The sequence below is a fragment of the Caballeronia udeis genome (genome assembly GCF_001544555.2).
Taxonomy (GTDB): domain Bacteria; phylum Pseudomonadota; class Gammaproteobacteria; order Burkholderiales; family Burkholderiaceae; genus Caballeronia; species Caballeronia udeis.
The window spans coordinates 18,394-43,957 of record NZ_FCOK02000082.1 but is presented as its reverse complement, the minus strand read 5'-3'; the positions used below and the strand labels follow the sequence as shown (position 1 = coordinate 43,957).

General features: G+C 60.9%; 19 protein-coding genes. 10 read left to right on the top strand and 9 right to left on the bottom strand.

Annotated elements, in window-relative coordinates:
* Positions 1–163 precede the first annotated feature (163 nt).
* The gene (locus AWB69_RS37360; protein ID WP_062091808.1) at positions 164–1,579 is read right to left on the bottom strand and encodes a phosphomannomutase/phosphoglucomutase; all 1,416 of its coding nucleotides are present in this window, start codon (positions 1,577–1,579) and stop codon (positions 164–166) included.
* Positions 1,580–2,108: 529 nt separating this feature from the next.
* Between AWB69_RS37360 and AWB69_RS37355 the strand changes: the two genes are divergently transcribed.
* The 5 genes from AWB69_RS37355 to AWB69_RS37335 all read left to right on the top strand — a co-directional run bounded on the left by AWB69_RS37355 (position 2,109) and on the right by AWB69_RS37335 (position 7,701).
* Entirely contained in the window at positions 2,109–3,365 is a 1,257-nt protein-coding gene (locus AWB69_RS37355; protein WP_062091807.1) for an oligosaccharide flippase family protein, read from the top strand.
* Positions 3,362–4,195 (top strand): glycosyltransferase, encoded by an 834-nt coding sequence (locus AWB69_RS37350; RefSeq protein WP_062091806.1) that lies wholly within the window; start codon positions 3,362–3,364, stop codon positions 4,193–4,195. Before AWB69_RS37355 ends, AWB69_RS37350 begins: the two co-directional genes overlap by 4 nt.
* 114 nt (positions 4,196–4,309) lie before the next feature.
* Positions 4,310–5,461 (top strand): glycosyltransferase family 4 protein, encoded by a 1,152-nt coding sequence (locus tag AWB69_RS37345; protein ID WP_062091805.1) that lies wholly within the window; start codon positions 4,310–4,312, stop codon positions 5,459–5,461.
* Positions 5,462–5,484: 23 nt separating this feature from the next.
* Positions 5,485–6,519 carry a UDP-glucose 4-epimerase GalE gene (galE, locus tag AWB69_RS37340; protein ID WP_062091804.1) on the top strand — a complete coding sequence of 345 codons (1,035 nt, stop codon included), beginning with the start codon at positions 5,485–5,487 and terminating at the stop codon, positions 6,517–6,519.
* A 72-nt stretch (positions 6,520–6,591) separates the two neighbouring features.
* The gene (locus AWB69_RS37335) at positions 6,592–7,701 is read left to right on the top strand and encodes an MraY family glycosyltransferase (RefSeq protein ID WP_062091803.1); all 1,110 of its coding nucleotides are present in this window, start codon (positions 6,592–6,594) and stop codon (positions 7,699–7,701) included.
* Between the two features lie 45 nt (positions 7,702–7,746).
* On the opposite strand, the gene AWB69_RS37330 is transcribed toward AWB69_RS37335, so the two are convergent.
* Positions 7,747–8,568: an alpha/beta fold hydrolase gene (locus tag AWB69_RS37330; RefSeq protein ID WP_062091802.1), complete on the bottom strand. Its 822-nt coding sequence runs from the start codon at positions 8,566–8,568 to the stop codon at positions 7,747–7,749.
* A gap of 806 nt (positions 8,569–9,374) precedes the next feature.
* Between AWB69_RS37330 and AWB69_RS37325 the strand changes: the two genes are divergently transcribed.
* Together AWB69_RS37325 and AWB69_RS37320 are read left to right on the top strand one after the other, a co-directional pair.
* A complete protein-coding gene (locus tag AWB69_RS37325; protein ID WP_062091801.1) occupies positions 9,375–10,772 on the top strand; it encodes an L-lactate MFS transporter in 1,398 nt (465 codons plus the stop codon).
* Positions 10,773–10,803: 31 nt separating this feature from the next.
* Positions 10,804–10,950, top strand: a complete 147-nt coding sequence (locus AWB69_RS37320; protein ID WP_062091800.1) for an MFS transporter small subunit — start codon at positions 10,804–10,806, stop codon at positions 10,948–10,950.
* Positions 10,951–11,060: 110 nt separating this feature from the next.
* On the opposite strand, the gene AWB69_RS37315 is transcribed toward AWB69_RS37320, so the two are convergent.
* Together AWB69_RS37315 and AWB69_RS37310 are read right to left on the bottom strand one after the other, a co-directional pair.
* Positions 11,061–12,140, bottom strand: coding sequence for a glycosyltransferase family 4 protein (locus AWB69_RS37315; RefSeq protein ID WP_062091799.1), 1,080 nt, complete (start codon positions 12,138–12,140; stop codon positions 11,061–11,063).
* A complete protein-coding gene (locus tag AWB69_RS37310) occupies positions 12,140–13,387 on the bottom strand; it encodes an oligosaccharide flippase family protein (RefSeq protein WP_062091798.1) in 1,248 nt (415 codons plus the stop codon). The genes AWB69_RS37315 and AWB69_RS37310 overlap by 1 nt, the downstream gene beginning before the upstream one ends.
* Before the next feature lie 376 nt (positions 13,388–13,763).
* Between AWB69_RS37310 and AWB69_RS37305 the strand changes: the two genes are divergently transcribed.
* On the top strand, positions 13,764–14,954 hold the full coding sequence (locus AWB69_RS37305; RefSeq protein WP_062091797.1) for a glycosyltransferase: 1,191 nt from the start codon (positions 13,764–13,766) through the stop codon (positions 14,952–14,954).
* Positions 14,955–15,049: 95 nt separating this feature from the next.
* On the opposite strand, the gene AWB69_RS37300 is transcribed toward AWB69_RS37305, so the two are convergent.
* The 3 genes from AWB69_RS37300 to AWB69_RS37290 all read right to left on the bottom strand — a co-directional run bounded on the left by AWB69_RS37300 (position 15,050) and on the right by AWB69_RS37290 (position 18,902).
* Complete coding sequence (locus AWB69_RS37300; RefSeq protein ID WP_062091796.1) at positions 15,050–16,207, bottom strand: acyltransferase family protein; 1,158 nt, start codon at positions 16,205–16,207, stop codon at positions 15,050–15,052.
* Positions 16,208–16,367: 160 nt separating this feature from the next.
* Positions 16,368–17,549, bottom strand: a complete 1,182-nt coding sequence (locus tag AWB69_RS37295) for an acyltransferase family protein (RefSeq protein WP_062091795.1) — start codon at positions 17,547–17,549, stop codon at positions 16,368–16,370.
* A 207-nt stretch (positions 17,550–17,756) separates the two neighbouring features.
* Positions 17,757–18,902 (bottom strand): acyltransferase family protein, encoded by a 1,146-nt coding sequence (locus AWB69_RS37290; RefSeq protein WP_062091794.1) that lies wholly within the window; start codon positions 18,900–18,902, stop codon positions 17,757–17,759.
* Between the two features lie 793 nt (positions 18,903–19,695).
* Here AWB69_RS37290 and AWB69_RS37285 point away from each other — a divergent pair.
* Entirely contained in the window at positions 19,696–21,171 is a 1,476-nt protein-coding gene (locus tag AWB69_RS37285; protein WP_062091793.1) for a hypothetical protein, read from the top strand.
* 95 nt (positions 21,172–21,266) lie between these two features.
* Positions 21,267–22,460, top strand: coding sequence for a glycosyltransferase (locus AWB69_RS37280; protein WP_062091792.1), 1,194 nt, complete (start codon positions 21,267–21,269; stop codon positions 22,458–22,460).
* A gap of 123 nt (positions 22,461–22,583) precedes the next feature.
* Here AWB69_RS37280 and AWB69_RS37275 read toward each other — a convergent pair whose 3' ends face one another.
* On the bottom strand, positions 22,584–24,329 hold the full coding sequence (locus AWB69_RS37275; RefSeq protein WP_062091791.1) for a GMC oxidoreductase: 1,746 nt from the start codon (positions 24,327–24,329) through the stop codon (positions 22,584–22,586).
* 348 nt (positions 24,330–24,677) lie between these two features.
* A complete protein-coding gene (locus tag AWB69_RS37270) occupies positions 24,678–25,367 on the bottom strand; it encodes an LbetaH domain-containing protein (RefSeq protein ID WP_231937360.1) in 690 nt (229 codons plus the stop codon).
* Positions 25,368–25,564: the final 197 nt, after the last annotated feature.

Here is a 25,564-nt window from a genome sequence, read left to right as displayed (position 1 = left end):
TAACGCCGAAAGCACCAACCCGGCACTGACCCCGACCGCTAACCCCAGAACCTGGCAACCCGGCATCAACCCCGACCACCAGCCCCGGAACCTGGCAACCGGGCATCACCCCCGACCACCAGCCCCGGAACCCCCAAACCCCAACCCCAAGTGCGAACGAAAATCAGAATGGAAGCTTGGCGTCGGCCTTCTCCGCCAAAATCACCCGGCGAAAATCTTCCTGAATCCGCTTGAGCGCTTCCTCGCTGTCAGCTTCAAACCGCATAACCACCACCGGCGTGGTATTCGACGACCGCGCGAGCCCGAAACCATCCGGATATTCCACCCGCAACCCGTCAATAGTCAGCACATCATCCGCGCCCGTGAACTTCGCGTTTTTCTGCATCTTCGCGATCAGCTCAAAATTCTCACCTTCATTGAGCTTCAGCTGCAATTCCGGCGTTGACAGCGAGTTCGGCAAATCGTTGAGCAGCTTGCTCGGATCAGCCACCCGCGACAGGATTTCAAGCATCCGCGCACCGGTATAAAGGCCATCGTCGAAACCGTACCAGCGATCCTTGAAAAACACGTGACCGCTCATCTCACCCGCCAACGGCGCGCCCGTTTCCCGCAGCTTCGCCTTCACCAGCGAGTGACCCGTCTTCCACATCACCGGCTCACCACCCTCGTCACGAACCCATTTAGCAAGATTACGCGTGCACTTGACGTCGTAAATGATCTGCCCACCCTTGTTGCGCGACAACACTTCCTGCGCAAACAACATCAACTGACGATCCGGATAAATGATCTGGCCATCCTTCGTGACCACGCCAAGACGGTCGCCGTCGCCATCGAACGCAAAACCGATCTCCGCATCCGTCTCCTTCAACGCCTTGATCACGTCCTGCAGGTTTTCCGGATGCGCCGGATCGGGATGGTGATTCGGGAACGTCCCGTCAATGTCAGTGAACAGTTCGACCAGCTCGCAGCCCAGCGCCTTGAACAATCGCGGTGCGAGATCGCCGGCCACGCCGTTGCCGGCATCGACCACGATCTTCATCGGGCGGGCAGGCTTGATGTCGCTGACAATCCGGTCAAGGTAGACCTGCTGGATATCGTATTCGGTGTACGTGCCCGCACCGCTCGTAAAGTCGTCGTTGACAATACGCTGATACAGCGCCTGGATCTGGTCGCCATAAATGGCGGCGCCGCGCAGGACCATCTTGAAACCGTTGTAGTCGGGCGGATTGTGGCTCCCCGTCACGACAATGCACGAATCCACCCGCCGCTCGCCCGCGGGCAGCGCGATCGGCACGCTGGCCGCGAAATAACCCACGGGCGTAGGCACCATGCCAATATCGACAACGTCCACGCCGGCTTCACGCAAGCCGTCAGCAAGCGCGCCAACAAGCTCCGGACCCGACAGACGGCCGTCACGTGCCACGACGACCGAGTCGCCGCCTTGGCTTCTGATCTCGCTGCCGAACGCGCGGCCAATGTTGCGCGCGACGCCGGCATCGACAGTTTTGCCCACAATGCCGCGAATGTCGTAAGCCTTGAAAATGGACTGGGTAACTGATGCTTGCGGTGACTGGCTCATGGAATGGCTACCTGACTAATAATTGAAATGGTTCCGGGGCATCCCGAAGCGTCCCGGGTCACGAAGACCCCTTGATACAGACCTTCGGCCAACAATAAGAAAACCTGACTCGACCAACCCGGTCATTACGCCGATACAACTCGCCGAACGCACGAACTGCCAGAAACGATACCGGACGAAACGCGAAAAAATAACGAAAGAAATTCGTCGCGCGCGACCCCGATCCTCGTGACGCTCCCTTCGGGGATCCCTCGGCGAGTATCAACCACGCGGTTGGGCGCACTGTTCGCACCTATAATCGCAGTCTTTCCGCGCGGACCTGCGCAAATATTCTAATCCAATGCCCGGACGCTTTTTCACCGCAAAGTACAAACGTCGCACCGAATGGCGGGAAACCGCTCGTAGGTTGACGGCTCCCGACAGGGCGCCAGCAGGGATGACAGAAAGCCCGGGCGGCTCTTTTACCGCAAGCGCCATGCCTATGGCTACTAAAACCTATGGCTGCTAAAACATCAGGCGCCGCCCGCCGATGCTGAAACGGATCAAGAACCCCGACGTCACCAAGGCGCTGGCGAACATCGTCTGGCTGGGTCTCGAACGCCTGACGCAGATCGCGGTGGCTATCGCCATCAGCGGACTGCTCGCGCGCTACTTCGGCCCCGACGTCTTCGGCAAGTGGCAATACGCCAACACGCTGCTGCTCGTGCTCTCGCCCATCACCTGGGTCTGCGGCGCCGAAATCCTCGTGCCGACCATCGTGAATCGCCCGCCAGGCCAGCTCGGCACGGTGCTCGGCAGCGCATTCGTGTTGCGCATGGGCGTATCCGCCGCGGCCCTGGTCGTCACCTGGACAGGCATTGCGGCGGGTTTCACGGACCCGCTTGTCGGCGCCATGCTCGCCGGCCTTGCCGTGACCATGCTGTTCCGCGAACCTTTCGTCGGCGTGATCAACGCATGGCTGCAAAGCATGACGTACAGCAAACCGCAATTGCTGACCAGCATGCTCACGGCGGTCGCCAAAGCCGCGCTCGTGTACGTGCTCGTGCGCGCTGCGGCAAGCCCGGCGCGCTTCGGCTGGCTGTGGGCGCTGGAAGCGGCGGTCATCGGCGGCGTGTTGATGCTGTATTACATTCATCGGCACGGCGGCAAGCTCGGCTGGCACATCGACCGCTCGCTGTTTCGCCATTTCGCGAGCGCCGGCACGGTGTTCTGGCTCGGCCTCATTTGTATGTACCTGTTCCTTAAGCTCGACCGGCTCATGCTCGAACGCCACATTTCGTTCGCCGATCTCGGCCGGTATTCCGCCGCGCAGCAACTCAACGAAAACTGGATCACGCTCGCGCTGATGCTCGCGCAGACTATCGCCCCGGCGTTCGTGTACCGGGTGCACGACGCCGTGCAGCTCAAACGCAACCTCGGGCGCCTGATCGCGATGACGGCCGTGCTGATGATCGGCGGCGCGATCGTGCTCGACCTGCTCGCGGGGGTCATCATCTCGCGCGTGTTCGGGCCGGCCTACACCGAATCCATCAGCATTTTCCGCTGGGCGGTCTGGCTTTCAGTGCCGGCCGGCATAGAAGCAATCGGAAACCTCGTCGTGCTTAAATACCAGGCGAAATTCGTGTTGCTCGCGAAGTGGCTGCTGGCGCTGGCGGTCGCTTTCGGGGTGAACCTGATCGCGATTCCGCGCATGGGCAGCTATGGCGCGCTGATCGGGCTGGCGGCGGGGTATCTCGCGGCGGCATCGGTCAATTTCTACTACATCCGCTTCAGGCTGCGGGTATGACGGCTTCCTCACCTACGCCCACCACGCCCATGTCATCTCCGGCGCTCGACGACGTCACCGTGCTGATTCCGGTGTTCAACGCCCAGCACGACCTGGACCGCACGCTCGCCTCGTTCTGCGAGCGCGCGCCGGTGCGCGTGCTGATCGTCGATGACGGCAGCCTGCCGCCCATTGTCGCGCCGTCTGTTGCGAACCTCACGATCGACGTGCTGCGCATGCCGCGCAATGGCGGTATTGAGCTGGCGTTGCAGACCGGCGTGGCCACGTTGGCGCAACGGGGTGTCAAATACGCGGCGCGAATCGATGCGGGCGATCTGGCGACGCCGTATCGGCTGGAAAAGCAGCGCGCTTATATGGAAGCGCATCCGGAAACGGCGGCGCTCGGCATGTGGACGCATGTGGTGAGCATGGAGGGCGCGCCGCTGTTCGACCTTCGGCCGCCCGCCGAACCCGCAGCGATCCGCCGCGTCATGCTGCTGCGCGCCTGCTTCTCCCATCCGACGATGATGCTGCGCGTCGGCGCCGTGATGGACGCCGGCAACTATCGCGCGGAGTATCGCGCGGCCGAGGATCTCGATCTGTTCCTGCGCCTGATGCAAGACCACGACTGCGCGAACCTGCCGGAATTCGGCGTGTATTACGAACTCAACGAGCACGGCATCAGCGCCACGAAACGCCGTACACAAACGCTTTCCACGCTGCGGCTGCAATTGAAATACATGCGCCTGACGAACCTGCCGGACTGGCTTGGCGTGGCGAAAAACATCACGCATCTGATGCTGCCGTACGGCGCCGTGCGTGCGTTGAAAACCCGCTTGTTTCAGGCGTGACGCAATACTTTGCTTCAAGCCCTTGCTTCAAGCCCTTGCTTCAAGCCCTTGACTCAAGCCCTTGCTTCAAGCCCTTCATCCAGCGCCTGACATGCCGTATTTGAAACCTATCGAATGAACGCAGAGAAATCCCGCCTTCGCATAGCCCTCGTCTGCAACACCGCGTGGGCGATCTACACCTACCGGCGCGGCTTGCTGCGGATGCTGATCGAACGCGGCGTGGAAGTCTCGGTGATCGCGCCGCGCGACCGGACCTTCGCGCCGCTGGAAGAAATGGGCTGCCGATGCGTCGAGCTGCCGGTCGCGTCGAAAGGCACCAATCCCCGCGATGACCTGAAGACCCTCGCCGCGCTGTATCGCGAGTACCGGGCAACCCGGCCGCACCTGGTATTTCACTACACGATCAAACCGAACATCTACGGTTCGATCGCGGCGAAACTCGCGGGCGTACCATCGATTGCGGTCACCACGGGACTGGGTTATGTGTTCATCCAGAGGAGCCGGACCGCAAGTGTTGCCAAACGGCTTTACCGTTTCGCATTCCGGTTTCCGCGCGAAGTGTGGTTCCTGAACCAGGACGACCGGCAGGCGTTCATCGACCAGAACCTGCTGGCTCATCCGGACCGCGCGCGCCTGCTGCACGGCGAGGGTGTCGATCTCGACGACTATGCTTTCCAGCCGCTACCGCGTGCCAACCCGCAGACGGAAGGCTTTTTTTTCATTTTAATTGGCCGTCTGCTGTGGGATAAAGGCGTCGCGGAATACGTCGATGCAGCCCGCCGGCTGCGCCTGAAATATCCGTACGCGCGGTTCCAGTTGCTCGGACCCGTGGGCGTCGACAACCCCAGCGCCATCACGCTCGACGAAGTGCAGGCCTGGCAGCGCGAAGGGGTCATCGATTATCTCGGCGAGGCGCACGACGTCCGCGCGTTTATCGGTAATGCGGATTGCGTGGTGCTGCCGTCGTATCGCGAAGGCGTGCCGCGGACCTTGATGGAGGCGTCGGCAATGGGACGCCCGATTGTCGCCACCGATGTCCCCGGCTGCCGCGAAGTCGTCGAAAACGGCGTGACGGGCCTGCTGTGCGAAGTAAAAAGCGCCGACAGCCTCGCGCAGCAACTCGAACGCGTGCTGCTCTCGAGCCACATGGCACGCGCTGAAATGGGCGTGGCGGGCCGCGCCAAGGTGGCGCGCGAATTCGACGAAAACGCGGTCGTCGAGCGTTATAAAGGCACAATACGCGCGGTTACCGGCGTTTCACTCTAAATCACCCTCCGGGAGCGTTATTCATGACTGGTCACACAAGCGCGAAGGGCACGATCCTTGTCACGGGCGGCGCCGGTTTTATCGGCTCGCATACTTGCGTCGAATTGCTGAATGCCGGTTACGGCGTTGTCGTGATCGACAACCTCGTGAACAGCAACGCTCAGTCGCTCAAACGCGTGGAGCAGATCACCGGCAAGACGCTGGCATTCCACGAAGCCGATGTCCGCGATGAAACCGCCCTCGCCCGCATTTTCGATGAACACACGATCACCGGCGCGATCCATTTCGCCGCGTTGAAGTCGGTGGGAGAATCGGTGGCGAAACCGATCGAGTATTACCGTAACAACATCGACAGCCTGCTCGTGCTGCTCGACACCATGCGCGCGCGCAACGTGAAGAAATTCGTCTTCAGTTCGTCGGCGACGGTGTATGGCGTGCCGAAGAGCGTGCCTATCGACGAGTCGTTTCCGCTGTCGGCAACGAACCCCTACGGGCAATCGAAGCTTATCGCCGAACAGGTTTTGCGCGACCTGGAAATCTCCGATGCCGCGTGGCGCATTGCAACCCTGCGTTACTTCAATCCGGTCGGCGCGCATGAAAGCGGCTTGATCGGCGAAGATCCGGCGGGCGTGCCGAACAACCTGATGCCGTATGTCGCGCAAGTGGCGGTGGGCAAACTGGAACGCCTGCGGATTTTCGGCAGCGATTACGCGACCCACGACGGCACCGGCGTGCGCGATTACATTCATGTGGTCGATCTGGCGCGTGGTCATATCAAGGCGCTCGATGCGCTGGAGTCGCTTGACAGCAGCTTTGTCGTGAACCTGGGCACGGGCCAGGGGTATAGCGTGCTGGATGTGGTGAAGGCGTTCGAAGCGGCTTCGGGCAAGCCCGTGCCGTACGAGCTCGTCGCCCGCCGTCCGGGGGATATCGCAGAATGTTTCGCGGATCCGGCCGCCGCCGCGAAGCTGCTCGGCTGGCAGGCGGAACACGGCATCGAACGGATGTGCGCCGATCACTGGCGCTGGCAGTCGCAGAACCCGAGGGGTTTTGCCTGACGTTCTGGTTCAGGCGCGGCCTGGTTTTGGTTCAGGCCCCGCCTGATGCGTTCTTTCTAGTGGTTATTTTTCATGCTCAGTTTTGCGCTCGGTTTTCTCGTTTCGCTATTCATCACGCTGTTGATCGTGCGGTTTGCCCATTTGCACGAAGGCATTTCCGGCGATAGCGATTTTGCCGGCGTGCAGAAGTTTCACGCGCGGTCCGTGCCCCGCATCGGCGGGGTCGGAATCCTGATCGGACTCACCGTCTCGGCCGTGCAGCTTCGATGGACTTATCCGGCCGTGTCGAGCGGAATCCTCGCCATTGTTGCTTGCGGCATGCCGGCGTTTTTCTCGGGACTTCTCGAGGACCTGACCAAGCGGGTCACGCCGGTTGTACGCCTGGTCTGCACCATGGCCGCGGCCGCGCTTGCGTATTTCCTGCTGGGAATCGCGGTCACGCGTATCAGCGTTCCGCCGCTCGACTTCCTGCTGACCTACGGGGTCATCTCGTGTCTTGTCACCGTGGTGGCGGTGGCGGCTTTGGCGAACGCAATCAATATCATCGATGGCTTCAACGGACTCGCGTCCATGGTCGCATTCATGATGTTCGCGTCGCTCGCGTACGTGGCGTTCCAGGTTCACGACCCGGTGGTGTTGTCCGCCTCGCTGATCATGATGGGCGCGGTGATGGGCTTTTTCATCTGGAACTTCCCGGCCGGGCTGATTTTTCTCGGCGATGGCGGCGCGTATTTCATCGGCTTCATGCTTGCCGAACTGTCCATCATGCTCGTGATGCGCAATCGCGATGTCTCGGCGTGGTTCCCGGTGCTGCTGTTCATGTATCCGATCTTCGAGACCTGTTTCTCGATCTACCGGAAGAAGTTTATTCGCGGGATATCGCCCGGGATTCCCGATGGCGTGCATCTGCATATGCTGGTGTACAAGCGCCTCATGCGCTGGGCCGTTGGGGCGCAGAACGCCCGCGAAATCACGCGGCGCAATTCGCTCACCTCACCGTATCTGTGGCTGCTGTGCCTGGTGGCCGTGATTCCCGCCACGCTGTTCTGGCGGCATACGCTGCATCTGTTCTGCTTTGTGGTGGTGTTTGCGTTCACCTACGTGTGGCTTTACGTCAGCATCGTCCGGTTCAAATCGCCGCGATGGATGGTGTTCCGGAGGGCTCATCCGGTGAAGAAGTAGTGCTTCCCGCGCCGGCGGTTTCTTCAGCCGGCGCGCTGCTTCCTTCTAGCTCGACACAAACGCGAGCAAGTCCGCGTTCACCTTGTCAGCCTCGACCACGCACATGCCGTGCGCACCGCCCGGATACACCTTGAGCGTCGCATTCCTGACGATCTTCGCCGAGTGTCTTCCCGCTGCATCGATCGGCACGATCTGGTCGTCATCACCGTGCAGGATCAGGGTCGGTACATCAAACTTCTTCAGGTCTTCCGTGTAATCGACCTCTGAAAACTCCCTGATGCACGCGTAGTGCCCCAGTATCCCGCCCAACATTCCCTGCGCCCAGAACGTGTCGATCACACCCTGCGATTTCTTGGCGTTATCGCGGTTGTAGCCGAAGAACGGCAGCGCCAGATCCTTGTAGAACTGCGAGCGATCCCCCGCCACGCCTGCGCGAATTCCATCGAATACATCCTTCGGCAAGCCGCCCGGATTCGCTTCCGTCTTCAGCATCAACGGCGGCACGGCGCCGATCAGCACGGCCTTCGATACCCGCCCCGTTCCATGACGCCCGATATAACGCGTGACCTCGCCACCGCCCGTTGAGTGGCCCACCAGCATGGCGTCTTTCACATCCAGTGCGTCGAGCACGGCGGCCAAGTCGTCGGCGTAGGTGTCCATGTCGTTGCCTTGTGCCGGCTGACCTGAACGCCCATGTCCCCGGCGGTCATGGGCGATGACGCGGTAGCCCTTCTGGACCATGAACAACATCTGCGCATCCCACGCGTCCGCATCCAGAGGCCACCCGTGCGAGAACACCACCGTCTTGCCTGTACCCCAGTCCTTGTAGAAAATCTCCGTGCCGTCGTTCGTCTTGATCGTGCTCATGGAACGTGCTCCTTAAGGTGAGATAACGCGCTACGTCCGTCGTCCACCGCCTCCAGCGTGGGCGCAACGCGTGGGATTTGGCGAAGGTCAGCCGCGCCTTCGCCGTGCAAATCATGCGCTCTTCATGCGACGTCTTGATGTTTCTCCGGCCCTGGATTAGTCATACGAAATGACGATTGTGATAACCCGAACCGGGTCTGAAACGCGGGTGTCCGTACAGGTCAGGTGGCGAGAGCCGTATCGCAAAGGCGCGCTGAAAATCGTCGGGCCAACGTAGCGCCACCTCCCTGCCCACCCATTTCTGTTCGCACCGCCTCTCGCCGATTTAATGCGTTTTTCCATCGGCCACGCGATCTTTCAGGCTCGCCGCCGCAATCAAAATTCTTCGGGAAAATACCAGTTAATCTGTCCCATTGATAAATCTCGTATATCGAGGCGATAAGCCAATGCTATAGAAGTTATTACCTGCACTTACCTGAAGATTATTGAAAACTCCTGTTTTTACTGATTTGGAACAGCCGAAGACGGCCTTATCAAGGATTGCCTTATTAGTACAATTACTTATGTCTTACGATATCCTATTGCAACTAGGTGCGCCCTTTACTATCGTGAGAGGGAAGCACCGGCAAGCCAACATTATGAACACAAACATCATATATAAAACCCCCACTTTATTCCCCTCGTCGTGCAACTCGTTACTCGTCGATTGAGCCGCATTTCGGAAGCTCCGCCGAAATGCGGCTGAAGTCCGTTCATAAAAAAAGCAAACGATAAACAACACAAATAAATCAGATTGGAGACCCAGAATGAGCTCTCATACAGGCAGCACAATTACCGGTTCGCCCGGATTTTTTTCCAAAGAAGCTTCCATTGCAAAACCGGGATTTTCCCGCTGGATGGTGCCACCCGCCGCCCTCGCCGTGCACTTGTGTATTGGCCAGGCTTACGCGTTTTCCGTTTTCAACGCGCCGCTCACGCGTGTCATCGGGATTACGGAATCGGCCCCGGACGACTGGTCGCTGACCACGCTCGGCTGGATCTTTTCGCTGGCTATCGTGTTCCTCGGGCTCTCGGCCGCGTTCGCCGGCAAGTGGCTGGAGAAAGTCGGGCCGCGACGCACCATGTTCACGGCGGCCTCCTGCTTCGGCGGGGGTTTCCTGGTGGCGGCGCTCGGTGTGCACCTGCATCAGATCGTGCTGGTCTACCTCGGCTACGGCGTGATTGGCGGGATCGGACTGGGGCTCGGTTATGTCTCGCCGGTGTCCACGCTGATCCGCTGGTTTCCTGACCGCCGCGGCATGGCGACCGGCATGGCGATCATGGGCTTCGGCGGCGGCGCGATGATCGCGGCGCCCGCCTCGGTCGCGCTGATGAACCACTTCAAGAGCGCGACCAGCAACGGCGTGACCGAGACCTTCGTGGTGCTGGGTGTCATCTATTTCATCTCGATGTCGATCGGTGCGCTCGCCATCCGCGTCCCGCGCCCCAACTGGACGCCGGCGGGCTGGACGCCGCCGGTGACGAACGGCAACAAGATGATCACGCGCAATCACGTGGATATTGACCAGGCGCTGAAGACGCCGCAGTTCTACCTGATCTGGCTGGTGCTGTTCCTCAACGTGACGGCCGGGATCGGCGTGCTGGGCCAGGCGTCGGTGATGATCCAGGAGAGCTTCAAGACATCGGTCACGGCGGGGGCCGCGGCCGGTTTCGTCGGCCTGCTTTCGCTCTTCAACATGGGCGGGCGTTTCGTATGGGCATCGGCGTCGGACTGGATCGGACGCAAGAACACCTACTTCGTCTTCTTCGTGCTCGGTGCGGTGCTGTATCTGCTGGTGCCGCAGTTCGCGCAGGCCGGCAACGTTGCGCTCTTCGTGCTCTCGTATTGCGTGATCCTGTCCATGTACGGCGGCGGCTTTGCGACCGTCCCGGCCTATCTTGCCGACATGTTCGGCACGAAATTCGTAGGCGGCATTCATGGACGCCTGCTGACCGCGTGGGCTGCGGCCGGTATCGCAGGTCCGGTGCTGGTGAATTACATCCGCGCGTATGAAGTGGAGCATGGCGTGGTCAAGGCGGAGGCCTACACCACGACCCTGCACATCATGGCCGGACTGCTGGTGATCGGGTTTATCTGCAACCTGCTGGTGAAGCGCGTGCACGAGAAACATCACATGAGCGCGTCCGCACTCGCGGCAGACTGAATCCCAGGACAACGATAAACCGGAGAACACAATGAACGCCCGTACCGACCTGAACGCCAACGCGGATGCCGCGCCGTCCAACAAGCTGCTGCTCGGCGTGTTCTGGATCTATGTGCTGGTACCGCTTGCATGGGGCGTGATCAACACCTTGCTCCAGGCGACCAAGCTGTTTCATTGATCCACTGAAGTTGAAGATTCGACGTCGATAGAAGCAGGAATTAGAAACAGGAATGCCGGCTTGCACAGCCGGCATTTTTTTACGACGCTGGAATGCGGGCAATCCTGCGCTCAGGCCGACGCACCCGCCATGTACCCCGTGACCTGCCGCGCGACGGCCAGATAACGCTCGGCGGTATCGGCAAGGGTAAGGCCGCCTAGCGGCCGCTGCGCCCGCTTTTCTCCCAATGCGGTCACCAGCGCGCGTGCATATATTGAGGTGTCCTCCGGATCCAGCAGATGCACAGCCGGAAAATCCGCCGCGAAGCTGAACGGCCGGATGTCGCTGGCGACAATCGGCACCCCCGACGCAAGCGCCTCCAGGAACGCGATGCTATGGCCTTCGGAGCGCGAGGGCATCGCGAACACGCTGGCCTTGAAGAGAATGTCCGAGACGTCCGAACGCGGCCCTTCCACCGTGACCTGCTGCTCGAGCCCAAGCTTCACCACGAGATCCTTCACCGCCGTGAAATAGGCCGGATCCTCGACCACGCCGACCAGCAGCAATCGGGCGAGCGGAACCTGCCGCGCGACTTCCTTGAATGCATGCACCGTCTGCAACTGGTTCTTCACCGACGTATAACGCCCGATCTGCACGATCTGCGCATGGTCATTGGCGAGATCCGCGTCCAGGCCGTGCGAGAAGCGCGCCATGTCCACGCCGTTTGGAATGAGCTGCATTGACGGATGCCGGCCGACAGCGGCCACATAGTCGTCTATATTCGCCGGCGACACCCCGATCACCGCCCGCGCCCGCCGCGACAACACGCGTTCAATACGCCGGAACAAACCGCGCTCGAAGTCGTTGGTGGCGGAGTGCATCACATACACCACGGGCGCGGATATGGGCAGGGCACGTGCGTAGAAAGCGGGAATGGTCGCGTGGGCAAACACCACGTCCGGACGATAGTGGCGGACCGCCTGGTACAAATGCCACAGCTTGCCGAGCGTGCCGTGGAATGCGCGGGGAAACATGCACTCCACGCCGTTCGCGTCGAGCTCCTCGCGCAGCCTCACGAAGTCGTCGTGTTGCGGCCGCAGTGACGTCATGCCGACCACTTCGCCGCTCCTCTGCTGATGAATCGCGAGGTCCTTGGCCAGCACTTCCGCCCCCGAAAGGCGTGGAGCAAGAACAAGATGAAGGATGCGCATCACGCCTCCCTGGCGATTCGGAACAACATCCACCCTGCGGCTGCACCAAGACCGACCGTCATTGCCCAGGCAATGCCGGTGACGCCCCACAAATGGGTGGCGACCGGCACCGTAGCCAGCAGCACCACGGCCTGGATGATGGACGCGTGCGTGGCGACCTTCGGCAGGCCCACCGCACGCAAATACGATACCAGCACGGCGATCACGGCACCGATAGCCATGTTGACCACGAAGATCCGGAACAGCGGCACAGCGGGCAGCCACGCGGTTCCCAGCACGATCTGGAAGAGCGGTTCGGCGGCGAAACGCAGGAATATCACCAGCACCACGAGACCGGCCGCGATCAGTGCAAGATAACGGCGGAACAACCGCGCGGCAAAATCCGCATCCTTGCGGTGATGTGCGGAGAACGTCGGAAACAGGTATTGCGACATGGCGATGGCGGCATCGGCAAGCAGCATCTGGGCGAGCTTCGAGGACATCTGGTAGGCGCCCAATTGCGCCGGCCCGAGCAGCTTGGCGACAATCACCTTGTCGAACTGATTGAGCAGCAGGTTCACCACGCTGCCCGCCCAGATCCAGCGGCTGAAATTCACGTAATGCCCAATGCCCTTCCACGACAAGCGCAGCGGCGGCCGCGGCGACATGGTGGTCCAGGTCAGGACCGTCTTGAGCGTCTCTCCCGCCACCATCCCGAGCAGCACTGAATAAGCGCCCGCGCCGCCGAGCGCGAAGGCCAGGCCGATCGCGCAATCGAGGAAGGCGGACGACATCTCCACGCCCGCGATGCGCATGAATCCGCGCTCGCGGGTCACGATGTAATACGCCGGCGACGCCACGCCGCGAATCAGCGGCAACAGCGCGGCGAGCTGCAACAGCAGCAGCGAGCCGCCAAGATGGAACTGCTGGTCCATCAGCGGCGCGGCGCAGACAATCAGCAGCGCGATCAACGCCCCGCGCGAGGCCAGCGTGGTCCACACGGCGCCCAGTTCCGAACGGGTCGGTGTTTCGCGGCCCTGCACGACGGCTTGTGCAAGGCCCGTGTCGCTCAGCGCTTCGGCTATGGCCACCGCCAGCAACGCGACACTGACGCTGCCGATCGCAGCAGGTCCGAGAATCCGGCCGATCGCCAGGAACTTGACCGCGACGAATCCCCGCACCACGATTTGCTGCAGCAGCACCCAGATGGCGGCGTCCTGGTCAAAACGCACGCTCGCGGTTGAAAATGGTAAGCGAACTGCTCTCACAGACATTCCTCGCGTCGGATCGAATTTTTGTAGTTGGAGCGTGGCAAACGGGTTGCCCGCGCGACGTGACTTTGCATTAGCTATGTATAAACCCCAAGGTTTCCGCAAAGGTAACGTGACGCGCCCTGTGCCGTGCGCCATCTCGTAGTCGATATCGGCCCTCATGTGCGCTGGGTCACTGTCTTTTTTCGCCAGAGGAATACCCTGACTTTGGCGGTTACGTCGCAGGCAGCAATGCTAGTGTTGACGTTATCGACTGATGTTTGGTGCGGCGCACATGAAGGCGTGCAGTCCGATCCGGCAGTTTCGAGTGGACGTTTGGCACTTCGCGTACCGGACGCCACACTCTTTTTGTACGCTTCCAAAAACAAAGACCATGGCCAATGACACACTCGACACCGTCCTGGTTGTCGAACCGAATTTCACCGGGCATCGCTGGCGTTACGCCGAGTGGGCAGCCGCGGCTTATCTGGAAGCGGGGTACCGGTGCGTAATAGTGACCGATCCCGCCAACGCGGCGCATTCGCTTGCCGTGCGCATTACCCAGGAGAACCGACCCGAATTGCAGATCCAGTTTGTCGAGCCGCTTGTCCATGGCCGCAGCGGCTTTGCGAAGGTCAGTTACGTGCGGTTCTTCCGCGATTTCAAGCATGCATTCGACGTCGCCAGCCGCAACCGCAAGATCGCGCTGGTCGTGGTCCCTTACGTCGATTATTTCTTTTACTCGCTGCCGTTCACGGGTTCGCCGTTTGGCGCAACACCGTGGGTGGGCATTACGATGCGGGCCAATTTTCATCACGCCAAGGTGGGCGTGAAAGCGCCGCGCGAACCGGTGGTCAACGCGATCAAGGCGCAGTTGTTTCAGCGCGCTATCTGCACGCCGGGGTTGAAGACCTTGCTGACCATCGATCCCACGCTGACCGAGTGGTGCACGCGCGCGGGTCATCAGGCGGGCCGTAGCGCGGCCGTCCAGTATCTCGCCGATCCATTCCCCGACGCGAAGGCCGCCGAGCCGCTGGCGGCCCGTCAGAGGCTCGGGCTTGGCACGGGCAAGCATGTGCTTGTCTATGGCGCAATCACCGAGCGCAAGGGGATTCAGGATCTGGTCGCGGCGCTGGCGAAGCGCGACGGTACCGATCAGCCGACGCTCGTGGTGGCCGGTGCACAGGACGACGAGACCCGGGCGTTTTTTGCATCGACGGGCGCACTTTCGCCGCCAGCGGTTTTCATGGACCGGTTTATTACCGCCGAGGAAGAACTCGACCTGTTTTCCGCCTGCGATGTGGTCTGGCTTGGTTATAAAGGGCACTACGGCATGAGCGGCGTACTGGTCCAGGCCTACCGGTTCGGCAAGCCCGTGGTCGCCACGGCCGACGGGCTGATTGGATGGTTCTGCCGGACCGGCGAACTGGGGCCGGTGATCGAGGAGTTATCGGTTGCGTCGATTAATCGCGCTTTCGACAAGGTGTTCGAGGAGCACCCGGCCGCAGCGCCGGCCGGGCCGCATTTGCTGGAACGCAATACGCTGAGCCACTTCAAGCAGACGCTGCGGCAGGCGATTGTTTAAAGATTGTTGAAAGCTACCCGGCATCGAATGAGCGATCCAATGAGCGCAGCCTGACCGGCGCTCAGCAAGAGCTGCGCCCCCTCCCTCCGGGAACGTCATGCGGCCCGATCATGCAGCGCCGTGGCCGGCCGCGCTGACGGCGCGAGGGTTGATAACCTCGCGCGGATCCGCCTTCGCATGGGTTCCTCAAAGTACTGGAAGATCACGGCGCTCAGGCAGATTGAGAAGACCATGGCGATCCACCCGTTCGATTGCCTGAACCCCGCTATGAACGCCAGATGTGCCAACGGCACATGAATGAGGTAGAGCGAATAGCTTGCCTCACCCAGGCGCACGAGCCAGCGTTGATTCAAGAGTCCGACGACCGGCCGTTCCAGCAGGACAAGGCCGAGTATGAGCGCGGCGAAGAACGGCGATTCCAGATAGTAGGCGGGCGAAACCGGACGCCAGTATGCGAGCACCAGGATCGCAACAAGCGCCACGGAAATCAGCGCCACGCCGCGAGAGTGGAGCGAGGTGCCACGCGCACGCAGCTCATCAAACTTGATCGCGGTGCACATGCCGATGATGAATTCGAACAGGTGCGTAATCGGGAACTCCGCGACGAGGAAGCCGTGGCGGCTAGCTGGAAGCGCATGCTGAAGAAACACGATCCACAGCCCCTGGAGTATCCAGAGTCCCGCACACACAACGAACAATGTCTTCACTCGTATTGCTTCGAGCCTGCGCAGGAGCAGCGGAAATAGCGCATAGAAGAACGCTTCGCAGGAGATGCTCCATGAGGGCCCGTTCCACGGTTGATTGATCGCGGCGAACGGAAACCATGCGTTCAGAAGCAATAGCTGGCAGATAAGGCTGACGGCGAGCGAGATATAAATCGAATTCTTCAGCGCGTACCACTCGAGCATGAGCGATGCGTCGCCGCCGCTAAGCAGATAAGCGGTAACGAGCCCCGACAGAACCAGGGACAGAAGCACGACCGGATAGATCCGGGCGAAGCGGGCGACATAGAAACGCGCCGGGCCCTCGGTACCGATTGTTTTGCGGTACGTATAAGTCAGGATGAACCCGGAGAGCACGAAAAATAGCGACACGGCGGGCCGGCCGCCATCCACGAAATTAAAGAACCACTTGGGGAGGTTAAGCAAGCCCAATTCGGTGAAATGCGATAACACCACCGTCAGGGCCGCAAAAAAGCGGATGCTGGTCAGCGCTGGTAGAACTCCGCCAGACTTACTTGTCGTAGTGCTCATGTCGACCCCTGTCGTTTGCTGGGAATGGTAGCAGCGCCGAACTGCAAGGCAGTATCGGCATGGCGCAGTTCGGCTATTCTTTGGCGGCATTGCACTCGCAAAAGAAGCCGGCGAGCAGTTGTCCGGGCCGGCACCGCGCAGGCTCAATTGAAAACCGTCATCAAGCCCCTTCAGTGCCGTCAGCGGCGGCACCCCGCGCGGCCGGGACGCTGAGAGGAACCCTGACTAACCATTCCCGCGCCCACCGTGAACACGGTTCTTCAACTCGCCTCGCGGTAAACCGCGCGCCCGCATAAGCGGCGACTGTTGCGACCACCATCGACACAGCAAAAACCAGCACGGCGTGGTATTCGGCAAAATCATCGACCGCATCGATCTTGACCACCGCACGCACGCCGAGAATCGCGACGAAATGCCAGATGTAAATGCCAAAGCTATTGCGCCCCAGGATCACCAGCGCAGGCGCCCGCAACGTCCGAGAAGAGACCCGCGTCAACAACAGCATCAGCGCGGCAGTCGCCAAGGCCGCGAATGTCGGCGCAACACCATGAGCCATCCCGCGTCCGGTACCGGCCAGGAACAACGCGGCGACCATGACTGCTCCGCCAACCGCCAGCCATTTGCATGCACGTAACGGCAACACCCTGTCGCCAATCAAATAATCCTGCGCCAGATGCCAGGTCCAGAAGCCAACGATAAAACACGGCAACTGCATGGGCGGCCAGAAATAGAAAAACTCGTTGTTCACTACGCGGCATGCCGGTCCGCCGCCGCACGCGCCGAAATACCAGAACGACACCGAGAACAACGCGGTCAGCACGGAGACAGCCGTCAGCCCCCGCGTGGTCCGGCACAAGAACACCAGCGCCGGCGCGATCAGGTAGAAAAGCATCTCGACGCTGATCGACCAGCCGCCCGGAACAACACTGTCAGATGCCGACGGAACCCACCCATGAAGGAAAACGAGGTTGAGGACGACGTCGGAGAAACTGTGCGGCAACAGCATGTGACCGTGCGCGCGAAGGGCCAGATGGTCGACGACCGCGTAGCCGATAATCGCCAGGTAATAAAGCGGCGCGATCCGCGCAAAACGCTTTACATAGAAGTTGCGCAACACCTCGCGTGTCCCGCTTAAACGCTGCGCATCATGCTCGATCGAAGCGAAAATCGTGATCGCGCTGATGACGAAAAAACACTGCACACCGTATTGGCCGAGATTGGCAAGCGTATCGAGCCACACAGGACTCTCCACCATCCACGGTGCAAGGTGAACCGCAATCACACCGATCACGGCGAGCGTACGGCCCACATCAAGCGCGGCGATGCGCGGTGTCTGCGTCATTGGCGAACCTCCGGGTCGTCCATGCACGACCTTCTATTGGGCATCGGATGCAGGGCATCCCCTGTCATGCATCTGGAGCAGCAGTAATGAAGTGCTTCCATGATCGTTCCAGACAAGGAGTTGGCACGGTCCGGGCAAGCGCCCGGACACTTCGGTCAATCAGGGGAGAGCCGCGCTTGATACAAAGCGCGGTTTTCATAGACGCGCTCAGGACACGTGCGTGCTCACTACAGGCACTTCCATTTCGCCTTTGCGCTTGGCCGGGAACAATGCGTCACGAATCTTGAGGAACGGGAATTCGATTGCACGCGTAGTCACGTAGCCAATCACGATCGCGATGCAAAACTGCGCGCTCAGTACCAGCGCCCAGGTAGCAAGCGACGGAACGTGCATGGCGGCCATCTTGCGGATCATGATGTCGGCGGGCGCAAGCGCCAGCGAATGCCACAAATAGATGCCGTACGAATACACACCGATCCACGCCACCGCGCGATATGCAAGCGAATCGCGGATAGCCCCCGAGTATTCGACCGAGAGCACGATCGCGGCAGTGAAACCGATCGCCTGGATCGTGTAGCCGATACTTTCGTCAAGCGCAAAGTGCGGTGTAGCCAGGACAAGCCACGCAATCAACACCGCCACCATGCTGAGCAGCAGCCATTTCCGGCTGGCGAATTTCTTGTAAACCTCGGGCTTCATCCAGTAGAAAGCGGCAAGGATCACGCCGAACAGCAGGCTGTCAATACGGTACTGCGTCTGGAAGAACGCGGCATCCAGATCGCCATTCGACACCACCGCGCAACGCGCGAGCAGCACGATGCCGCAAATGCCGAGCAAGGTGCCGATGATCGCATTCGCGCCCACCTTGAAGCGCACGAACAGCAACAGCAGCGCGGGCAGGAAAAGATAGAAATGCTCTTCAACCGCGAGGCTCCAGGTCTGATTGATCGACGTGCCCAGGTAGTTCTGCATGTGCGTCAGGTTCTGGAACAGGAAGGTGTCCGCAGGATGACGGCCGGCGAACACATGGAACAGGATCAGCACGTAATACGCGGGCCAGATCTTGAAGATGCGTCGAATGATGAAGCGCCGGGCATCAATCCGTCCCGCTTCCGAATATTGTTTCAGCAGCAGCCCGCCCACGAGAAAACCGCTCAGCGTGAAGAACAGGTTCACGCCCTCGCGGCCAAAACTTTTCAACGGATATTCGATCCAGCTGACAAACGCATAGCCGGTCTTGACCGAGTGAAAGTGAAAGCCCATTACGGCGATGATCGCAATGCCCCGGATGAAGTCGAGTTCGATCGATCGGTTCGATGTTTGTTGTGTACGTGGTTTGCCGAACAAGCCCATGGTGTTCCCCTTTTGCGGCGGCGCGTGTGCTCCGCGTTTCCGACCTGTCTTCCGGTATTTGTTCCCGACTCTCCTGGCGAAATCCGCCGCCGGTATGGAACGAGACCGCAGCCCGACCGCACGCAAACCGCGCTCGGACTGTCAGTCCCTGAATCTTCGTCTGAGCACTCCGGTTTCATCCGCCAACATCACGCCATTCACGGCCATGCACTGCGGGCTGTCGCACGCATGCGACGCCTCGTGCCAATTGCCTCGCAGTGCGCCACGGCAATCCGCAAGCAACAGGAAACCGTTGCAAACACGGGCTCCGCCATGCGTTGCGTGCGGCGGCGCACGTGTGTCAGCCCGTCGATTCAAGACGAAGACTAGTGCTTTACCGCCTCCCGGGATGCAGCCGATTCGGCCACTGCTATATTCCGAGCAACCAGCCAGCCGCCTCGGAAAAAGCGGGGGTGAACGACTATAGACGGTGCGTCTGGCTCGCCGCGCGGCGAACGCGCGGAACGATTCATGCGCGTCGGGTTTATCCAGTTTCGACCCGCCGCTCCTTCACATCGGAAGTAAGCAGCCGTTTGAATTCGCCCCGGCCCGCCGACCCTGGGAATGGGTGCTGCAAACGGGCACCGAACACGTTATGCGATGCATGCAACGGAAGGAATGCTTTCAGCAGGGCATGCTCAGGAAAACAGTCAGGCAAATATTGCCTGCATCCGGGCCAGGTCCCACGCGCCGCCGAACGTCGAAGTGTCCGCAGCGAAACCTCAAAACTGAGAGTTGAGAAGAGAGACAAGCCATGCGCAATAAATTCACGACTTTATGGATCTGGCTGCTGATATGCCCTCTCGCTTTCGACTACAAGGCGGGACTGGACGACGGCAGCCACGCAATGCAGATCATCATGACCCTGCCGGTGCTCGGCGCCGGGCTGATCCTGTGGCTGATCGCGCCAGGCTTCACGCGGCGCTCGCGCTTCCGTTCGATCATTACGGCCGGAACCGTCGCGACCGTGGCCGGCAGCATCGTGGCCCAGCTCATGCAGGACAATGACTTCGGCAACTACCTGCGCACCCTGCTGCCCTTCGGGCTGTTCCTGCTTGGCTACCTGGCCGCATGCCGGCCGTGGCAAGGCGATCGGCTCGAGCAGTTCGAGAAGGCGCTGTTCTGGTCGATGGCCCTCTCGCTCGTCTTCAGCTTCGCCTACGGCATGGCGACCAGCGGCGGCCCGCTCGACGACGTGCGCTACCGGATCATATCGGCGACCTTCCTCGGCTTGCAGGGCGTCCTCCTGCATCAGTTCGTGATCGCCAAGCGCTTCACCATGATCAACCTCGCGCTCTTCCTCGGCACGATCCTGATTGAACTGCTGAGCGTTACCCGGAGCCTGCTGGTGGGCACCGTCCTGCTGTTTGCCTTCGCTACGTGGCTGTCGGCGCCGTCGGCGCGGCACCTGGCCAAGGCCGGCATGCGCGCCGTCCTGACCGGCTTGCTGCTCGCCGCGATGGCGGCCGGCGCGGCCATGTTTTTCCCCGATGTCGCCGATCACTGGGCACAACGGATCTACGCGTCGAAGGAAACGACTTCAGGCATGGACCCGACCACCATCACGCGTCTCGCGGAGATGAAGGACCAGTACGACCAGGTCACGTCCACGCCGTCAGCGCTGATCGCCGGCAAGGGGTATGGCGCGGTGTATCACTATTCGCCCGACTATCTGCCCGACCTCGCGGGACAAATTTCCAAGAAGGACTTCTACGCAATCCGGGAATTCGCCGCAGGCCACAACTTCTGGGTGTACCAGTTCTTCGCGGGCGGTTTGCTGTTCGGGCTCTGGATGCCGCTTGCGATACTGCTTGCACTGGGCTTGGGCGGGATCGCGTATCGGGTGTGGCGGCGGCGCGTGCCGGACCTGCTATACCTGCCCGTGATGGGGCGTTCGCTGCTGCTGCTCGCAGGCTTGCCGGCGATGTCGATCGGCGGCAATCCGCTCGGTCCGCGTTACTCCGGTCTCGTGTTCGGCGTCGCGCTCGGTTTGCTGGTCGCAACTTATACGCGCCTCTCGTATGCCATGCAGGAACGAGATGCCCAGCGTCGCGCGAAACAAGGACTCCCGAAGAAACGCCGGCCCGGGACACCCGCACCGGCTCCGAACGTAACCCCCGTCACGCCTGTCACTCCCGTCGCGATGCCGACGCCCGTATCGGCGCATGCACCCGCGCTGAACGAAGGCCGCGACCCCACGGGCACGATGTCGCGGTATACATCGGCATGAAGATCGAGCCGGCCCGGGTGGCCGGCTGACGATCCATATCGATCCATATTGACCCGCATCGCTCCACCGATCAATCACCCAAGCGACGCCCCTCAATGAAGATCCTGCATCTGTTATCGACCATCGACCCGCGTGCGGGCGGTCCGACCGAAGGCGTCCGGCAAAGCGGCGTCGACATGACGGCGCTCGGCCACGAAGTGGAAGTCGTCACGCTCGACGACCCCGCCGCGCCCTGGCTCGCCGCGTTCCCGCTGACCGTGCATGCGCTCGGTCCGTCGCGCGGCAACTATGGCCTGACGCCGCATCTCGTGCCCTGGCTCAAGAGCCACGCCACGCGGTTCGATGCCGTGATCATCAATGGCCTCTGGCAATACCACAGCTATGGCGCGTGGAAGGCCCTGCGCGAGCTGGACGTGCCTTACTACGTGTTCCCGCATGGCATGCTCGACCCGTGGTTCAAGCGGACCTATCCGCTCAAACACCTGAAGAAATCCCTGTACTGGCCGTGGGCGGAATATCGCGTGCTGCGTGATGCGAGACGCGTGTTGTTCACCGCTGAAGAAGAGCGCGTGCTTGCCCGGCAATCGTTCCGGCTGTATCGCGCGAACGAGGAAGTGGTGGCCTTCGGCACCACCCCGCCACCGGCGTTTTCCGCACCGGTACGCGACGCCTTTCTCGCGGCGTATCCCGAACTCGCGGCCAAGCGCCTGCTGCTGTTCCTCGGCCGCATTCACGAAAAGAAAGGCTGCGATCTGCTGGTCAAGGCATTCGCCGAGATCCGCGATATCGATCCTTCCGCGCATCTGGTGATGGCCGGTCCGGACAGCGGCGAATGGACACCCGCGCTGCAAAAGCTCGCCGTCGAACTGGGCATTGCCGATCGCATCACGTGGACCGGCATGCTGCTCGGCGATATGAAGTGGGGAGCGTTCCAGGCAAGCGATGCATTCATCCTGCCGTCACATCAGGAGAACTTCGGCATTGCAGTGGCTGAAGCACTGGGCTGCGGCCTGCCGGCGCTGATCTCGGACAAGGTGAATATCTGGCGCGAAGTGGAAGCGGACGGCGCGGGTTTCGTGGCGTCGGATACGGTCGCCGGGACGGTATCGAGCCTCAGGCACTGGCTTGAACTGGAGCCGTCGCTCGCGGCCGCCATGCGTACCCAGGCGATGCAGACTTTCCATCGGCGCTTCACGGTCGAAGCCATGTCGAAGGATCTGCTGCGGGTGTTGCAGGCCGGCGCCAGAGACAGCGGCGGTACGGTAGGGAAGCGCCCATTGACCGTGTAAAGCGCATTTCTTTTTAAAGCCCGGCAAAAAAGAAACCCGCCCGTGGAGTCATCCACCGGCGGGTCTTTTTATCGGCTATGAATATCGGGCAGCCAGCCAGACCTGCCCGATACCCGAACCGCCCTACTTCTTCGCCATGAAGGCCAGATCCGAAGGCGAGCGCAACGTCGATGCGGCGAACGGCATGGTGGTGTCTTCGGACGCCCGGCGCTCTGCCGCACCCGCGCCAATCGACGTCACTGACGCAAGCGGCGAAATCTCGCCCCGCAGCGCCTTCAGCACATGCTCGGAAAGCCGCAACGTCATTGCCGCGATTGTGATGGTCGGAAAATTCGCGCCGACCGTCGGAAATACAGAGCTGCCCGCTACATACAGATTGCTAATGCCGTGCACCTGGCAGTTGCGATCGACCACGCCTTGCTTGGGCGAGTCGTGCATGCGGGTCGTGCCCATGTGATGCCACGTGCCTTCCAGTTGCGCCGGCCACGGCTTGCCTTCCAGCGGCTCGTCGAGTTGCACGTCGGCCACGCCGGTTCGCTGCATTTCTTCCGCCAGCAGGGTGACCGTGCGATCGAAGGTGCGCTTGGCCAGCTCGGTCAGTTGCCAGTCCACCTTGACGCGGTTCATGCCGAGCGCATCTTTCTGCAACGACAGCGTCACGCGGCTGTCGCGATTAGGCTCCGCTTCCACGATGGTCTGGAACTTGACGTCGGTGATCAGCGGGCGCGGCTGCAACAGGCGCGCAAGACCGAAGCAAGCCGTGTCCACGGGATGCCTGGCCATGGTCAGCAGGTCCTGCGAGAAGTTCCAGTCCGGCTGGTCCTTCTGCAGCACTGCCTGCTTGCAGCGCACGAGCGCTTCGGCGCCTTCCGTGTTTTCACCGCGAAACACCGAATAGAACCACACGCGTGCATTGAGCAGGCGCTCGCGTTCGAGCACCTTCTGCGTCAGCGCGAATTGCGACGAGATGAACTGCCCGTGCGCGGAGACCGATGCATTCTGATAGTGATACTTGATGTCGTAGAGCTTGTTGCGCGCCCACGGCTTCTTGAACTTGATGCTGCCCTGCATGGTGCGCGGGTGGTCCATGAAATAGCGGCCCACCAGGTCGTTGCCATTGCCCAGGCCCTCGGTCTGCACCTTGTTCGATGCAAGCAGCAACCGTGCGTTTTCAATGCCGCCGGTCGCCACCACGAAGATCTTCGCAGCCACGGTGAAACGCCGGCCGCTCAGCGTGCCGACCTCGATACGCGAGACATGCCGCGCTTCGGTGTCGGTATCAATGTTCATGGCGTTGGCGTTGAGGAACACGCGCACATGCGACGAGTGCTCGAGCACGGCCTTGTAGACCTTGCCGAAACGCACCGGCGGGCTGAACTGCGAAATCGTGTCGCGGACGGTGCCGCTCGGCAGCGGATGACGCCTGACGTCGTCACGGCCAATGGCGGCTTCCCAGTAGGCCGGATCGAAATTGTTTTCGCCGAGCTTGAGCAAGCCATGCGTGCGGGCATAGTACGGACGCAATTCGTCGAGCCCGAAAGGCCAGCCGCTATCGTTCACCCAGTCGCGCTTTTCGAAGTCCCATGAATCGAGCGGACGGCACCAGCCGCCCCAGCAATTGCTGCTGCCGCCCAGGAAACGGCTGCGGCTGCCATCTGCGTATGTGTAAGGAATCCCGACGTTCTCGCCGCGATACAGATCGCGCGTGGCATCGTCCGGCTTGTAGCCACCGCTCTCCAGCAGAACAGTGTCTATGCCGTGCTTATCCATTTCGAGCGCCAGTGTGATCCCGGCCACCCCGGCCCCGATGATGCAGACCGTGGTTTCAATTACCGCGCGCTGCTCAACATTCCGGCTGTCAATGAACATTCCCCGTGCTCCCTCTCGTGTGCAGCGGTTCGCACACTTGTTGTGTTCGGTTCTCCGCTGTCGTCACCCGTTGTTGAAACGCTTCGCTGCCGGTGCTGTTCCGCGCGGCCATCATGCCGCCGGCATCCGACAGGTGTCGGTCCCCACTTCATCCACGAAGCACTACGCGAGTCTCGGTCGAAATTACTTGCAGCCAGGAAGCCGTGCCAAGCCTTACCTGCGTGTAATAATCGTCGGACCCGTGCTTCGTCACCCGCCAAGATAAAGGCACAGACAGCCAAAAGCGCGCTGGTCGACGCGCCCGGCATACAGTGCAAATTTTTTCCCCGGCGGCGCCCTGTTCCGGTGCTATTCGGTGAACCGCTTTCTGATAAATCGCACCGGATTCCCGCCATATACGCCTTCTGCATCCAGTGACCGATGTACCACCGACAGCGGTGTTACCACTGTCGAGCGGCCGATGGTCACGCCCATTTGTACGACACATCTCGATGTAATCCACACGCCGTCTTCAATCACGATAGGCGCAACACGCAGATCCATGTTGCTCTCGAGATCGTGTGAACCGGTGGTGAGGAATGCTTCCTGCGAGATGCATACATTCGAGCCGATCCGGATCAGCGCCTGGTTGTAGATCCACGCGTTCACACCGAACCAGCAGTTGTCGCCCACCTCCAGATTCCACGGCGCCTTCACGCGAATCGGATGAGGCATCCGGCAACCTGAGCCAATACGTGCGCCAAAGCGGCGCAACAGCCAGACACGTGCAGCCGATGCCGGTATGAACTTGTTATTGATGACCGCGGCTTCAAGAAAGAACCACACGATCTCCGTCAGCACGCCACGCCGGGCCACGTAGTTGCCCTTGCCCGCCAGACTGAGGTCGATGACCTTGCCGCTAGCCGTGCTGCTTGCGCCATTGAAGCGCGCCGTGCCTTCGGTTGCGGCCTGGCCAGCGTGATGTTCGCGTTGATTGGGGGTGGTCTTGTCTTTAGCCACCCGGTCCTCAACGCAAGGTTCGTCGATTGTATTGAGCATGATTGCCGGCCCCCGAGCCCTTTGCGGCGCATTGCACTTATTGCAAAACCAAACTGGATCACAGCGCCGCATGAAAGGATTATCTGCGATACGTCTTACCGCTCTCGTGCGGCAACCCACTAATGGCCGCAAGGGAAAGACTTTTGGCGGTATCTGCATGAGCTTGCGCGCGAATATTTGCTACCTTGAAACAAGGG